Source organism: Streptomyces purpurogeneiscleroticus, from assembly GCF_020024005.1.
GTDB classification, from domain to species: Bacteria; Actinomycetota; Actinomycetes; order Streptomycetales; family Streptomycetaceae; genus Streptomyces; species Streptomyces purpurogeneiscleroticus.
The window spans coordinates 87,073-101,643 of the sequence record NZ_NHSG01000364.1; the positions used below are offsets into that span (position 1 = coordinate 87,073).

Sequence of the window (14,571 nt, forward strand, 5' to 3'; positions counted from 1 at the left end):
AGTTCTTCCATGTCCGCATCCGCTCATGTTCCACCTCCCGCCGGCGGCCCGGCGCGGTTCGCCTACTGGGTGCCCAATGTCAGCGGTGGCCTGGTCACCAGCACGATTGAGCAGCGCACCGACTGGGGCTACGAGTACAACCGCAAGCTCGCCCGGCTAGCCGAGGACAACGGCTTCGAGTACGCGCTGAGCCAGGTCCGCTACATGGCCAGTTACGGCGCCGAGAACCAGCACGAGTCGACCTCGTTCAGCCTGGCGCTGCTGCTCGCCACCGAGCGCCTGAAGGTCATCGCCGCCGTCCACCCGGGGCTGTGGCACCCGGGCGTGCTCGCCAAGTTCGGAGCCACCGCCGACCACCTCTCCGGCGGCCGGTTCGCCGTCAACGTGGTCAGCGGCTGGTTCAAGCAGGAGTTCACCGCGCTCGGCGAACCGTGGCTGGAGCACGACGAACGCTACCGGCGTGCCGAGGAGTTCATCCGCGCCCTGCGGGCGGTGTGGACCGAGGACCACGCCGAACTGGCCGGCGACTTCTACCGGATCCGGGACTTCTCGCTGAAGCCGAAGCCGCTGAACACCGAGGAGCGCCCGCACCCGGAGATCTTCCAGGGCGGCAACTCCACCGCGGCCCGCGCGATGGCCGGCCGGGTCTCCGACTGGTACTTCAGCAACGGCAAGGACTTCGACGGGGTCACCGAGCAGCTCACCGACGTCCGGGCGGCCGCCGAGGCCGCCGGCCGTACGGCGCCGAAATTCGGCCTCAACGGCTTCCTGATCGCCCGGGACACCGAGAAGGAGGCCCGGGAGGTGCTGCGCGAGATCGTCGCTCAGGCGGACGCTCAGGCGGTTCGCGGGTTCGGTCAGGCGGTCCAGCAGGCGGGCAACTCCACCGCTGACGGCAAGGGCATGTGGCAGGACTCCTCGTTCGAGGACCTGGTGCAGTACAACGACGGGTTCCGTACCGGGCTGATTGGGACACCGGAACAGATCGCCGAGCGCATCGTCGCCTACAAGCGGCTCGGCGTCGACCTCTTCCTGCTCGGCTTCCTGCACTACCTGGAAGAGGTCGAGTACTTCGGCGAGCGGGTGCTGCCGCTCGTACGCGAACTGGAAGCCCAGGACGAGAACCTCTCCGAAGGAGTACTGGTATGAGCACCGCCGCGCACACCGACTGGCAACACCGCCCCGCACCCGCCACCTCCGACGCCTGGGTCGACCGCGCCGCCGAGGTCGCCGCCGTCCTCGCGACCGACGCCGCCGCCCGGGACCGGGCCGGCGCCACCCCGTACGACGAGGTCCAGCTGCTCAAGGACTCCGGACTGGTCACCCTGCTGGGCCCGGTCGAGCACGGCGGGGGCGGCCAGGACTGGCCGACCGCGTACCGGGTGGTGCGCGAGGTCTCCAAGGCCGACGGGTCGATCGGCCAGCTGCTCGGCTACCACTACCTGTGGAACTGGGCGGCCCGGCTGGTCGGCACCCGGGAGCAGTGGGAGCACGTGGAGGCCGAGGCCGCCCGCAACCGCTGGTTCTTCGGGGGCGCCGTCAACCCGCGCGACAACGACGTCGCCGTACGGGACGAGGGCGACACCTTGACGTTCACCGGGCGGAAGTCCTTCTCCACCGGGAGCAGGGTCTCCGACGTCACCGTGCTGGAGGGCGTCCTGGAGGGCAGCGTGGGACCCGACAACCCTGAGGGCGACCATGTCTTCGCCATCGTGCCGTCCGACAGCGCGGGCCTCACCTTCCACGACGACTGGGACAACATCGGGCAGCGACTCACGGAGAGCGGCAGTGTGACGATCGACGGGGTGCGCGTCCCGTGGAGCGCGGCGGCGGGCTACGTCGACAAGTCGTTCCAGCGGCGGGTCTACAACACGCTCAACGTGCCCACCATCCAGCTGGTGTTCGCGCACTTCTACCTGGGGATCGCGGCCGGCGCGCTGGAGACGGCGGGGACCTACACCCGTACGAAGGCCCGCTCGTGGCTGCACGGCGGCCACGAGCGGGCCGTCGACGAGCCGTACGTGATCGACACGTACGGGGACCTGACGGCGAAGCTGTGGGCCGCCGAGGCGCTGGCCGACCAGGTGGCCGAGGAGGGCTGGGCGCTGCACTCCGACCCCGACGCGGTGACCGAGCGGGACCGCGGTGAGCACGAAGTGCGGGTGGCGGCAGTGAAGGCGCGGGCCACGGACGTGGCCCTGGAAGTGGCGAACCGGATCTTCGAGGTGACCGGCGCACGTTCCACGGCGACCGCCGAGGGCCTGGACCGCTTCTGGCGCAACATCCGCACGCACACCCTGCACGACCCCGTCGCCTACAAGCGCCGCGAGGTCGGCCGCTTCGTGCTCACGGGCGAGCTGCCGCAGCCCACCTGGTACTCGTAAGCCGCCCGTCTCCCGGTACTCGTAGGCGCATCGCGGCGGGCCCGAACCGGGCGGGCCCGCCGCTCCTCTCATACGTGTCCGCACCACCACACACTCCGAGGTGAACCTCCATGGCCACCGTGCTGTCCCTCTCCGGAAGCCCCTCCCCCACCTCCCGTACGGCGCGACTGCTGCGCCATCTGGACGCCAAGCTCACCGCACAGGGACACGAAGTGATCCCGCTGGACGTCCGGACGCTGCCTGCCGAGGCCCTGCTGGGCGCCGACTTCGGGCACCCGGCGATCGTCCGGGCCACCCGGCTCGTCGAACAGGCCGACGGCATCGTCGTCGGCACGCCCGTCTACAAGGCGGCCTACTCCGGCCTGCTGAAGTCCCTGCTCGACCTGTTGCCGCAGTACGCGCTGGCCGGGAAGACCGTGCTGCCGCTGGCCACCGGCGGCTCCACGGCGCACGTCCTCGCGATCGACTACGCGCTGCGGCCCGTGCTGTCCTCGATGGGGGCCTCGCACATCGTGCAGGGCTGGTTCGTCCTGGACCGGGACATCACCGTCCAGGAGGGCGGCGGCGTCCGCGTGGCACCGGGGACGCGCGAAGCGCTGGACGGTGTGCTCGGTCAGTTCGCGGCGGCGCTGGACCGCGCGCCCCTGCGGGTCGCGGCGTGACCGGCCCCGTCGCCCATGTGATCGCCGACGACGCGGAGGCGCTGGCGGTCGCGGCCGAGCTGGCGGCGGAGTTCCGTACCGGCGCGGCGCACCGGGACGCCGAGCGGCGGCTGCCGCGCCTCGAGCTGGACCGGCTCTCCGACAGCGGCCTGCTCGGCATCACGGTGCCGCGCGCACACGGTGGCGCGGACGTGACGGCCGAAACGCTCGCCGGCGTGTTCCGCCTGCTGGCGAGCGCCGACGCGAGCCTGGCGCAGATTCCGCAGAGCCACTTCGTGTACGTGGCGGTGCTGCGCCGCCAGGGGACGACGGAGCAGCAGAAGTTCTTCTTCGAGGAGGTGCTGGCCGGGCGGCGGCTGGGCAACGCCCAGTCGGAGGCGGGCACCAGGCACGTCCAGGACATCCGCACCCGGCTCGTACCGCAGCCGGACGGCTCGTACGTCCTGGAGGGCACCAAGCACTACTCCACAGGTGCCCTGTTCGCCGACTGGATCCCGGTGCTGGCCCGTGGCGCCGACGAGGAGCTGCACGTCGCCTATGTGCCGCGGCACGCGCCCGGTGTGACGGTCGTGGACGACTGGGACGGCATGGGTCAGCGCACCACCGCCAGCGGCACGGTGCGGCTGGAGTCCGTGCTGGTCCCGCGCGACCGTGTGGTGCCGCACCACCTCACTTTCCGGGGCCCACAGCTGCACGGCGCGCTCGCCCAGTTGCTGCACGCGGCCATCGACACTGGGATCGCCGAGGGCGCGCTCTCCGAAGCGGCGGAGTTCGTCCGGGCCAAGAGCCGACCGTGGTTCGAGAGCGGGCTGGAGACCGCTGCCGAGGACCCGCTGCTGATCCAGCAGTTCGGCGAGCTGGCCCTGGGGGTGCGGGCCGCCGGCGCCTTGCTGGCCGAGGCGGCACGTACGGTCGACGCCGCTGCCGGTCGCCTCACCGACGACAGCGCGGCCGAGGCGTCCATCGCGGTGGCGGCCGCCAAGGTGCAGGCCGCGCGTGCCGCCGTGGAGACCGGCAGTGCGCTCTTCGAAATGGCCGGTACCCGGGCGGCCCTCAACGGCCTGAATCTGCACCGGCACTGGCGCGACGCGCGTACCCATACGCTGCACGACCCCGTGCGCTGGAAGGTGCAGCACCTCGGGCGGTACGTCCTGAACGGCACCCGGCCGCCGCGTCACGGCCTCCTCTGAACGGCGGGGGCACATCCGGTGAACAGCCGGATGTGGTCGCAATCGGGAGGCGTGCGTGCTTCGCTGGCGGCATGGTGTCGTACGAGGAAGACGTGCCGCATTCCGAAGAAGACGTGCCGTACTACGAAGACGTGACGCCGGGCAGCGGCTGTCTGCCGCCCGGCGCCTGGCTGCCCCGGTCGGACGCCGCCCGGCTGCCGCTCGGCGGGACCTGGCGGTTCCGGCTGTCGCCGGCCGCGACCACCGAGGACGAGACATTTGCCCGCCCCGAGTACGACGACTCGGCATGGGAGGAGCTGCGGGTGCCGGGCCACTGGGTCCTCCAGGGACACGGCGCCCCGGGGTACACCAACACCGGGTATCCGTTCCCCGTGGACCCGCCCCGGGTGCCGGACGAGAATCCCACCGGCGATCACCGGTACGCGTTCGACCTCCCGGCCGACTGGCCGGCGGGCTCCACCGTGCTCCACTTCGGGGGCGTCGAATCCTGCGCCCGGGTGTGGCTGAACGGCAGCGAGCTGGGTCACTTCAAGGGCAGCAGGCTGCCGCACGAGTTCGAGGCGGGCCCCTTGCTGCGGCCCGGGCGCAATGTGCTGGCCGTCCGCGTCCACCAGTGGTCCTCCGGCAGCTACCTGGAGGATCAGGACCAGTGGTGGCTGCCGGGCGTCTTCCGTGAGGTGGAGCTTCGGCACCGCCCCGAGGGCGCCGTGCGGGACGCCTTCGTGCACGCCGAGTACGACCACCGCACCGGGCAGGGCACGCTGCGCGTGGACAGCGATCCCGCGGGGCGGGTGACCGTACCGGAGCTGGGCCTGGAGCTGGCGACCGGGGAGAGCGCGACGGTACCGGTCGAGCCGTGGACGGCGGAGACACCCCGGCTGTACGACGCGGAGCTGGCCACCTCCGGGGAGCGAGTGCCACTGCGCATCGGGTTCCGCACCGTCGTCGTCGAGGACGGGCTGCTGAAGGTCAACGGGCGGCCGATTCTGCTGCGCGGTGTCAACCGGCACGAATTCGACCCGGCGCACGGGCGCGCGGTGGGGGCGGACCTCATGCGGCGCGATCTGCTGCTGATGAAGCAGCACAACATCAACGCCGTGCGCACCAGTCACTATCCGCCCGACCCGGCCTTCCTGGCGCTCTGCGACGAGCTGGGGCTGTGGGTGGTCGACGAGTGCGATCTGGAGACGCACGGCTTCGCACAGCAGGGCTGGCGGGGCAATCCCGTCGACGACGAGCGCTGGACGCCGGCGCTGCTTGACCGGGCCCGCCGGATGGTCGAACGCGACAAGAACCATCCGTCCGTCATCATGTGGTCCCTCGGCAACGAGTGCGGCACCGGGCGCGGGCTGTCCGCGATGGCCGCGTGGATGCGGGAGCGCGACCCCTCCCGGCCGCTGCACTACGAGGGCGACCCCAGCTGCGCCGACACCGACGTCTACTCCCGGATGTATGCGGACCACGCCGAGGTCGAACGGATCGGGCGGCGTACGGAGGAGCCGCTCCCGGACGCCACTCTGGATGCGCGGCGCCGCGGCCTGCCCTTCGTGCTGTGCGAGTACGCGCACGCCATGGGGAACGGCCCGGGCGGGCTGAGCGAGTACCAGCGGCTGTTCGAGAGGTACGAGCGCTGCCAGGGCGGCTTCGTGTGGGAGTGGGTCGACCACGGGCTGCGCCAGTACACCGCGGGCGGCGTCCGGTACCACGCGTACGGCGGGGACTTCGGCGAGGAGGTGCACGACGGCAACTTCGTGTGCGACGGGCTGGTCTTCCCGGAGCGCGTGCCGTCCCCCGGGCTGATCGAGTACAAGAAGGTCATCGAGCCGGTCCGCTTCGAGGCGGCCGGTCCGGACGGCGCTCCATGGGCGGTGCGCGTCACCAATCTGCAGGACTTCGCCGACCTGTCCGCGCTCGCCTTCCCCTGGAGTTACGAGATCGAGGGCCGGCCGGCCGCGGAGGGGACGCTCACGGTGCCGCCGCTGCTGCCCGGCGAGAGCGCCGAGGTGAAGCTCCCCGCGCCGCCCGAGGACGCCCCTCAGGACGGCGAGGCGCTGTGGACCGTACGGGCGGTGCTGGCCGAGGACGCCGTCTGGGCGGAGGCCGGGCACGAGGTCGCGTGGGGACAGCTGCCGGCCGCGCCGCTTCCGGTCCCGCGGCCGTGGACACCGAGCGCAACTCCGCGGCGGGGCGGGGACCGGACCCTCGCTCTCGGCCCGGGTGTCTTCGACGCCACGACCGGAATCCTGAGCCGGCTCGGCGACTCCCCCGTGACCGGCCCGCGGCTGGACGTCTGGCGGGCGCCCACTGACAACGACGAGGGCGCGCCCTGGCAGCCGGGGCAGCGCTGCGGTCCCGAGTGGCGGCGGATCGGCCTGCACCGGATGCGGCACCGCACGGACGCGGTGACGGCGGAGGGGGACGCGCTGGTCGTCCGTACCAGGGTGGCGCCGGCCGCCACGAGTCTGGGCTTCTCCGTGGTGCACCGCTGGTCGTCGGACGGGGCGGCGCTGCGGCTGGAGGTGGCGGTGACGCCCGAGGGCGACTGGCCGGTGCCGCTGCCAAGGCTGGGGGTACGGATGGGCCTGGACGGCGATCTGAGCGCCGTTCGATGGTTCGGCGGCGGACCGGGTGAGGCATATCCGGACACGTCCGCAGCGGCCCACGTGGGCCGCTGGTCGCTGCCCGTCGATGCGCTCCAGACTCCGTACGTACGGCCGCAGGAGAACGGCGCGCGAATCGGTGTGCGGTGGGCGGAGCTGACGCGTCCGGACGGGTCCGGGCTGCGCATCGAAGGAGAGCCGCACTACTTCTTCACCGCGCGGCGCTGGACCTCCGAGGAGCTGGACGCCGCCCGGCACACGCCGGACCTGGTGGCCGGTGACCGGGTGTGGCTGAACCTGGATCACGCACAGCACGGGATCGGCAGCGGGTCGTGCGGCCCGGGCGTGCTCCCGCAGTACCGCCTCGAAGCCGCGCCCGCCGCGTTCGCTTTCACCTTCCGGCCGCTGGAATGACAGGCTTCATGGCATGAGCACTTCCTCCCCCTCGTTCGCGGAAGCCCTGGCCCGCGGCCCCGTCGTCCTCGATGGCGGGCTGTCCAACCAGCTGGAGTCGGCCGGCCACGACCTCAGCGACGAGCTGTGGTCGGCCCGGCTGCTCGCCGAGCAGCCGGACGCGATCACCGCCGCCCACCGGGCGTACTACGAAGCGGGCGCCCAGGTCGCCATCACCTCCAGCTATCAGGCCACCTTCGAGGGCTTCGCACACCGCGGCATCGGCCGGGAGGAGGCGGCCGCGCTGCTGCTGCGCAGCGTGGAGCTGGCCCGGGAGGCCGCCGGGCTCGCCATGAAGGGCGGCGTGCCGGGGCCGCTGTACGTCGCGGCCTCGGCCGGCCCGTACGGCGCGATGCTCGCGGACGGCTCCGAGTACCGCGGCCGGTACGGCCTGAGCGTCGCCGAGCTGGAGCGGTTCCACCGGCCGCGGCTGGAGGTACTGGCCGCGGCGGAACCCGATGTCTTCGCGCTGGAGACGGTGCCGGACGCCGACGAGGGGCAGGCCCTGGTGCGCGCGGTGCGCGGCCTCGGAGTACCGGCGTGGCTGTCGTACAGCATCGAGGGCGGCCGGACGCGGGCCGGGCAGCCGCTCGCGGAGGCGTTCGCGCTCGCCGCCGAGGCGGAGGAGATCGTGGCCGTCGGGGTCAACTGCTGCGTACCGGAGGACGCGGATGCGGCGGTGGAGCTGGCGGCGCGGGTGACCGGCAAGCCGGTCGTGGTCTATCCGAACAGTGGCGAGGAGTGGGACGCGCAGGCGCGTGCATGGCGCGGGCGGGCTACGTTCACTCCGGAGCGCGTGACGGCGTGGACGGCGCGCGGCGCACGCCTCATCGGTGGCTGCTGCCGCGTGGGTCCCGACTCCGTCTCCGACCTCGCCGGTCTCGTCGCGCCCTGACGCCCCTCTGAGGTGCCGCGGCCCCGCCCGTATGTGGCGGGGCCGTTTCGTGCGCATGACGGATCAAGGTCGTTATGCAGACGCAACCCCCACGGCGGAGACAGCGGACACGGCCGGTGGCAGGATTCAGCCCAACTCGCCGTCGGCAGGTCACTGTTGATCTTCGAATTTTCCCTGGAGGACCGGTGTCAGCTCGCTCGTCGCTGCCTGTCATTGCCGTCGTCGCGGCCGTCGCCCTGGCGGCCGGCTGCACCAGCACGAAGTCCGAGGGGAAGCAGGGGTCCGGATTGCAGCTGGTCTCCAAGGGGACGCTCAAGACCTGCACGCACCTGCCGTACCCGCCCTTCCAGGTGAAGAAGGGCGACAAAATTGTCGGATTCGACGTGGACCTCGTCGACCTGATCGCCAAGGACCTGAAGGTCCAGCAGGAGGTCGTCAACACGCCCTTCGAAGGCATCGAGACGGGCCAGGACTTCAATATTCGCAAGTGCGACCTGGCCGCGGCGGGCATGACCATCACGCCGGAGCGCAAGAAGGTGCTGGACTTCTCCGATCCGTACTTCAACGCCACCCAGGCGCTGATCACCAAGAAGGGCAAGTCCTACAAGAAGGTCGAGGACCTCAAGGGCCGCAAGCTCGGCTACCAGAAGGCCACCACCGGCGGCATCTACGCCAAGAAGCACGCCGGCAAGGACGTGGAGCTCGTGGAGTACGAGGACCTCGGTCTGCTGCTGACCGCCGTGAAGACCGGCAAGGTGGACGCCGGCATCAACGACAACGGTCCGCTGCTCGACTACGTCAAGTCCAACCCCGACACCGAGGTCACCGCGGAGTTCGACACGGGTGAGCAGTACGGCATCGGCATGGCGAAGGGCAACGACGCGCTGCGCAAGAAGGTCAACGCCTCGCTGAAGAAGGCGAAGGCCGACGGCAGCTACGACAGGATCTACAAGAAGTGGTTCGGCACCACGCCGCAGAGCTGACCCGTGCCGTCCACCCCTGAGGAGCTCTGCACGAATGTCGCTGTCCAAACGGCAACGGACCCGGGTGATCCGTGGGTCGCAGTACGCCCTGCTGGCCGCCATCGTGGCCGTCGTCGCGCTGGTCGCCGACTGGGGGCAGCTGCGGCGGGCATTCTTCGATGTCGGCATCGCACGCGAACTGTTCCCCGACATCCTCGCCACCGCGCTGGTCAACACGGTCCTGTACACGCTGCTCGGCTTCGGGTTCGGGCTGGTGCTCGGGCTGATCCTGGCGCTGATGCGGCTGTCGTCCGTGCCCCCGTACCGCTGGATCGCCGTCACGTACATCGAGTTCTTCCGCGGTGTGCCCGCCCTTCTGGTCTTCATCGCGCTCGGCTTCGGTGTGCCGCTCGCCTTCGAAGTGGCGCTGGACCAGTACGTCACCGTGATGCTCTCCCTGGGCCTCGTCGGTGCCGCCTACATGGCGGAGACCATCAGGGCGGGCATCCTGGCGGTGCCCAAGGGGCAGACGGAGGCGGCCCGTTCGCTCGGCATGTCGCACGGCCGGGCGATGGTCTCCATCGTCATCCCGCAGGCGTTCCGCATCGTCCTGCCGCCGCTGACCAACGAGCTGATCCTGCTGACCAAGGACTCCTCGCTGGTGTACCTGCTGGGGCTCTCGCTCGGCCAGTACGAGCTGGCCAACTTCGGCCGGGACGCGCTCAACGAGTACAAGAGCCTGACGCCGATCCTGGTCGCGGGCCTGCTCTATCTCGTGATCACCCTCCCGCTCGGGCACCTCGTCCGGCGGCTCGAGGCCCGAACGGCGAAGGCCAGGTGACCCGCATGGCAACGGACAAGGTGTCGGCCCCGTACTCCCGGGCCATCGAGGTCTCCGGCCTCCACAAATCCTTCGGAGCGCTCGAGGTGCTCAAGGGCATCGACTTCTCGGTCGGACGCGGCGAGGTGGTGTGCGTCATCGGGCCGTCCGGCTCGGGCAAGTCGACGTTGCTGCGCTGCGTGAACCTCCTGGAGGAGCCCACCGCGGGAAAGGTCACCGTGGCCGGCACGGAGGTCACTCACCCGGACGTGGACATCGACCGGGTGCGGCGCCGGATCGGGATGGTCTTCCAGTCCTTCAACCTCTTCCCGCACTTGACCGCGCTGGAGAACCTGACGATCGCCCAGCGGCGGGTGCTCCGCAGGGACAAGGCAGGGGCCGACAAGGTCGCCCGGGCGAACCTGGCTCGGGTGGGCCTGAGCGACAAGGCGGACTCGTACCCGGCGCAGCTCTCCGGAGGGCAGCAGCAGCGGGTGGCCATCGCACGCGCGCTCTCCATGGAGCCGGAGCTGATGCTCTTCGATGAGCCGACCTCCGCGCTCGACCCCGAACTGGTGGGCGATGTGCTCGCAGTGATGCGCTCGCTGGCGGACGAGGGCATGACGATGCTCGTCGTCACCCATGAGATGAGCTTCGCCCGGGAGGTCGCGGACCGGGTGGTCTTCATGGACGGTGGAGTGATCGTCGAGGAGGGCTCCCCGGAGCGGGTCGTGGGCGACCCGCAGCACGAGCGCACTCGGACCTTCCTGGCGCGGGTGCTGGATCCGGCGGCGGCGGAGGTGGGCGAGGTCCCCGACACGGGGCCGAGCGGCAAACGCGTCGACCGGTGAGAAGCGGTGCGGGCCGGGCGGTGACGTCGGGCCCGCAACGGGGCATGGTGAGCGGTGATCGGTTTTCCCCGAGCCTCAGGAGCCCGCCGGTGTTCGTCGACCTGCCCCTCGAAGACCTGCGCACCTACCGTCCCGAAAGGCCCGAGCCAGCCGGCTTTGACGCCTTCTGGCAGCGCACCCTAAAAGAGGCGCGCGCCTGCCCGCTCGACGCCCGCTTCACCCCGGTCGATGTGGGCCTGGACCTGCTGGACACCTACGACGTGGAGTTTTCCGGCTTCGGCGGGCACCGCATCCGCGGCTGGTTCCTGCTGCCGCGCGGCGCGGGGCGGCCGCTGCCGTGCGTCGTGCGATACCTCGGCTACGGGGGCGGGCGCAGTCTGCCGCACGACTGGCTGCTCTGGCCGGCCGCCGGGTACGCCACCCTCGTGATGGACCCGCGCGGCCAGACCGGGCCCAATCGACCCGGTGACACCCCCGACCCGGTCGGCTCCGCCAACCCGTCCGTCGGCGGGATGATGACGCGCGGCGTCCTGGACCCCGACGAGTTCTACTTCCGCCGGCTCTACACGGACGCCGTACGGGCCGTGGAGACCGCCCGTGAGCACGCCGGGGTGGACCCGGACCGCATCGTCGTGGAGGGCAACAGCCAGGGCGGCGCACAGGCCCTGGCGGTGGCAGGGCTGGTTCCGGGGCTCGCGGCGGCGCTGGTCCGGGTGCCGTTCATGGCGCACATCCGGCGCGCCGTCGAGGTGGCCGAGGCCGGCCCGTACACCGAACTCGCCGCGTACTTCGCCGGGGAGCGGCTGCATATCGATGCCGCGCTGGACACCCTGGACCACTTCGACGGGCTGAACTTCGCCGCCCGCGCCGAGGCCCCCGCCCTCTTCGGTACGGGCCTGGCGGACACCATCACGCCGACCTCCACCGGTTTCGCCGCGTACCACCACTACGCGGGACCGAAGGACCTACGGGTGTGGCGGTTCAACGGCCACGAGGGTGGCGGGGTGCACCATCAGGCGGACGAGGTCATGTTCGTACGGGAGCTGTTCGCGTGACGGAGTGCCGGCGGGCCGCCTATTTGAGGGCGGGGACCCGGCACATGAGTGAGGAGTGGTGATGGGCGCCTGGGGAGCGGGGCCACTCGTGGTCGGCGTGGACAGTTCCACGCAGTCCACGAAGGTGTTGGTCGTGGACGCGGCGACGGGAGAGGTGGCGGCACGCGGCCAGGCGCCGCACACCGTCTCCGCCGGGCCCGGCAAGGAGAGCGATCCCGAGGAGTGGTGGGAGGCGCTGGAGCGGGCGCTGGCGGCCTGTGGTGACGCCGCCCGGCAGGCGTCCGCGGTCTCCGTGGCGGGCCAGCAGCACGGACTGGTCGCCCTGGACGCGGCCGGACGCCCGGTGCGCCCCGCGCTGCTGTGGAACGACGTACGGCCGGCGCCACAGAGCCGCCGCCTCATCGAGGAGCTGGGCGGCCCCGAGGCGTGGGCCGCACGGGCGGGCAGCCTGCCCGGGCCGTCGTTCACGGTGGCCAAGTGGGCGTGGCTGCGGGAGCAGGAGCCGGCGGCGGCGCGGAACGCCGCAGCGGTGCGGCTGCCGCACGACTACGTGACCGAGCGGCTGACGGGCGAGGCCGTCACCGACCGGGGCGACGCCTCGGGGACGGGCTGGTGGTCCTCGGCCACCGAGTCCTACGACGCGGAGGTCCTCGGGCACGTGGGGCTGCGTCCTGAGATGCTGCCGCGGGTGGCGCGCCCAGGAGAGGCGGCCGGGACCGTGCGCCCCGAAGGGCTGCCGCTGCCCCATGGGGCGCTGGTCGCGGCCGGTACGGGGGACAACATGGCGGCGGCACTGGGGCTGGGCCTGCTCCCGGGGCACCCGGTCATCAGCCTCGGCACCTCGGGGACGGTGTACGCGGTGACCACCCGGCGCCCGGCCGACCCTACGGGTACGGTCGCGGGCTTCGCGGACGCGCGCGGCGACTGGCTTCCGCTGGCCTGCACCCTGAACTGCACGCTCGCGGTGGACCGGATGGCGGCGCTGCTCGGCCGGGACCGGGAGGCGGTCGAGCCGGGCGGCTCGGCAGTGGTGCTGCCGTTCCTGGACGGCGAGCGCACGCCGAACCTCCCCGATGCCGCGGGCCTGCTCCACGGGCTGCGGCACGACACCACGGGCGGGCAGGTGCTGCAGGCCGCCTATGACGGCGCGGTGTTCGCGCTGCTGCGGGCGCTGGACCTCGTGGCGGGGCCGGAGACCGCGGCGGACGAACCGCTGTTGCTGATCGGCGGCGGGGCGCGCGGGCGGGCCTGGCGGGACACCGTACGGCGGCTGTCCGGGCGGGCCGTCATCGTGCCGCGGGAAGGGGAACTGGTGGCGCTGGGCGCCGCGGCGCAGGCGGCGGGGCTGCTGCTCGGCGAGGACCCGGCGGCGGTGGCGCGGCGCTGGGGGACGGACCGGGGCGAGCGCTACGAGGCGGTGGAGCGGGACGCGGCGGCGTGGGAGCGGCTGACGGGGACGCTCACGGCGGCGGGCCCGCTCCTCGGGGCCTGAGGCTCCCCCGAAGGGCGCCGCACGCACTGTCGTGCGCCCCGCGCGGCATTCATCCGGAACGTGCGTTCCGGGCACTCGAGAGAGAGCTGTTCCGCTGAGCCTATCCACTCAATTCCCTTTCTATGCCACTCATTTGAGGGATTGTGCGGATAAAATCAATGCGACTACCTTCTCTGTTCGGCGGATAGGCCGATTTCAACTTCTTCCAGAGATGGGTGGGGCAGCTGTGACGGTTCCGGAAGAAACTCTCTCCGACGCCGGAGGCGAAAGCCAAAATACGAACCCGACCAGTCTGGCCACGACCGCGGCGCGCAATCTTGCGACGACCACCAAGACGCAGCCGCAGATGCAGAACATCACCTCCCGGTGGCTGCTGCGCCTGCTGCCGTGGGTGCAGGTGTCCGGCGGCACGTACCGGGTCAACCGCCGCCTGACGTACAGCGTCGGCGACGGCCACATCGACTTCGCCGCGGACGGCGGCGACTTGCGCATCATCCCCGACGAGCTGCGCGAACTGCCCGCGCTGCGGGACTTCACCGACACGGAGGTCCTCGCCGCGCTCGCCGAGCGCTTCGAGACCCAGGAGTACGCGGCGGGCGAGGTGATCGCCGAGGCGGGCACGCAGGCCGACCGCGTCGTGCTGATCGGGCACGGCAGGGTGGACCGGATCGGCGCGGGCAAGTACGACGACGAGACCACGCTCGGCGCGCTGGCCGGCGGCGACCACCTCGGCGACAAGGCGCTCACCACACCGGACGCGACCTGGGAGTTCACCTACCGCGCCGTGACGCGGGTCACCGTACTGACGCTCGCCGCGAGCGCGCTCGGCGAGATCACGGGCCGCTCGGAAGCGCTGCGGGCGCACCTGGAGGCGGCGCGGTCCGGTGCCCCGGCACCGCACAACGAGAGCGGCGAGGCGGCCATAGAGATCGCCTCCGGACACCACGGCGAGCCGGCCCTCGGCAGCACGTTCGTGGACTACGAGCTGACGCCGCGGGAGTACGAACTGAGCGTCGCGCAGACCGTGCTGCGCACCCACACCCGCGTCGGCGACCTGTACAACGACCCGATGAACCAGGTCGAGGAGCAGCTGCGGCTGACCATCGAGGCGCTGCGCGAGCGGCAAGAGCACGAGATGGTCAACAACCGCGAGTTCGGCCTGCTGCACAACGCCGACCCGCGCCAGCGCATCCCCACCCGCAGCGGC

The 14,571-nt window shown here is 71.7% G+C and carries 12 protein-coding genes; all 12 read left to right on the forward strand.

Annotated elements, in window-relative coordinates; translation table 11 throughout:
• Positions 1-9: 9 nt before the first annotated feature.
• Positions 10-1,149 carry a dimethylsulfone monooxygenase SfnG gene (gene sfnG / locus CCS38_RS25680; RefSeq protein ID WP_223735683.1) on the forward strand — a complete coding sequence of 380 codons (1,140 nt, stop codon included), beginning with the start codon at positions 10-12 and terminating at the stop codon, positions 1,147-1,149.
• Complete coding sequence (locus tag CCS38_RS25685) at positions 1,146-2,384, forward strand: acyl-CoA dehydrogenase family protein (RefSeq protein ID WP_223735684.1); 1,239 nt, start codon at positions 1,146-1,148, stop codon at positions 2,382-2,384. Before sfnG ends, CCS38_RS25685 begins: the two co-directional genes overlap by 4 nt.
• Before the next feature lie 110 nt (positions 2,385-2,494).
• The gene (gene ssuE / locus CCS38_RS25690) at positions 2,495-3,046 is read left to right on the forward strand and encodes an NADPH-dependent FMN reductase (RefSeq protein WP_223735685.1); all 552 of its coding nucleotides are present in this window, start codon (positions 2,495-2,497) and stop codon (positions 3,044-3,046) included.
• A complete protein-coding gene (locus CCS38_RS25695) occupies positions 3,043-4,236 on the forward strand; it encodes an SfnB family sulfur acquisition oxidoreductase (protein WP_223735686.1) in 1,194 nt (397 codons plus the stop codon). Before ssuE ends, CCS38_RS25695 begins: the two co-directional genes overlap by 4 nt.
• Positions 4,237-4,307: 71 nt before the next feature.
• Complete coding sequence (locus CCS38_RS25700; RefSeq protein ID WP_223735687.1) at positions 4,308-7,250, forward strand: glycoside hydrolase family 2 TIM barrel-domain containing protein; 2,943 nt, start codon at positions 4,308-4,310, stop codon at positions 7,248-7,250.
• A 13-nt stretch (positions 7,251-7,263) separates the two neighbouring features.
• Positions 7,264-8,184, forward strand: a complete 921-nt coding sequence (gene mmuM / locus CCS38_RS25705) for a homocysteine S-methyltransferase (RefSeq protein ID WP_223735688.1) — start codon at positions 7,264-7,266, stop codon at positions 8,182-8,184.
• Between the two features lie 185 nt (positions 8,185-8,369).
• Positions 8,370-9,167: a transporter substrate-binding domain-containing protein gene (locus CCS38_RS25710; protein ID WP_223735689.1), complete on the forward strand. Its 798-nt coding sequence runs from the start codon at positions 8,370-8,372 to the stop codon at positions 9,165-9,167.
• A gap of 34 nt (positions 9,168-9,201) precedes the next feature.
• Positions 9,202-9,987 carry an amino acid ABC transporter permease gene (locus CCS38_RS25715; RefSeq protein ID WP_223735690.1) on the forward strand — a complete coding sequence of 262 codons (786 nt, stop codon included), beginning with the start codon at positions 9,202-9,204 and terminating at the stop codon, positions 9,985-9,987.
• 5 nt (positions 9,988-9,992) lie between these two features.
• Entirely contained in the window at positions 9,993-10,817 is an 825-nt protein-coding gene (locus CCS38_RS25720; RefSeq protein WP_223735691.1) for an amino acid ABC transporter ATP-binding protein, read from the forward strand.
• An 89-nt stretch (positions 10,818-10,906) separates the two neighbouring features.
• Complete coding sequence (locus tag CCS38_RS25725; protein WP_223735692.1) at positions 10,907-11,872, forward strand: acetylxylan esterase; 966 nt, start codon at positions 10,907-10,909, stop codon at positions 11,870-11,872.
• 61 nt (positions 11,873-11,933) lie between these two features.
• Positions 11,934-13,364, forward strand: coding sequence for a xylulokinase (gene xylB / locus CCS38_RS25730; protein ID WP_223735693.1), 1,431 nt, complete (start codon positions 11,934-11,936; stop codon positions 13,362-13,364).
• Positions 13,365-13,575: 211 nt separating this feature from the next.
• The coding region (locus CCS38_RS25735; protein WP_263302565.1) for a family 2B encapsulin nanocompartment shell protein at positions 13,576-14,571 on the forward strand (996 nt) is incomplete at its 3' end.

Coding starts and splice junctions, on each gene's coding strand:
- CCS38_RS25715 (WP_223735690.1), top strand. CDS start 9,202: ATGTCGCTGTCCAAACGGCAACGGACCCGGGTGATCCGTGGGTCGCAG.
- CCS38_RS25700 (WP_223735687.1), top strand. CDS start 4,308: ATGGTGTCGTACGAGGAAGACGTGCCGCATTCCGAAGAAGACGTGCCG.
- mmuM (WP_223735688.1), top strand. CDS start 7,264: ATGAGCACTTCCTCCCCCTCGTTCGCGGAAGCCCTGGCCCGCGGCCCC.
- CCS38_RS25685 (WP_223735684.1), top strand. CDS start 1,146: ATGAGCACCGCCGCGCACACCGACTGGCAACACCGCCCCGCACCCGCC.
- sfnG (WP_223735683.1), top strand. CDS start 10: ATGTCCGCATCCGCTCATGTTCCACCTCCCGCCGGCGGCCCGGCGCGG.
- xylB (WP_223735693.1), top strand. CDS start 11,934: ATGGGCGCCTGGGGAGCGGGGCCACTCGTGGTCGGCGTGGACAGTTCC.
- CCS38_RS25720 (WP_223735691.1), top strand. CDS start 9,993: ATGGCAACGGACAAGGTGTCGGCCCCGTACTCCCGGGCCATCGAGGTC.
- ssuE (WP_223735685.1), top strand. CDS start 2,495: ATGGCCACCGTGCTGTCCCTCTCCGGAAGCCCCTCCCCCACCTCCCGT.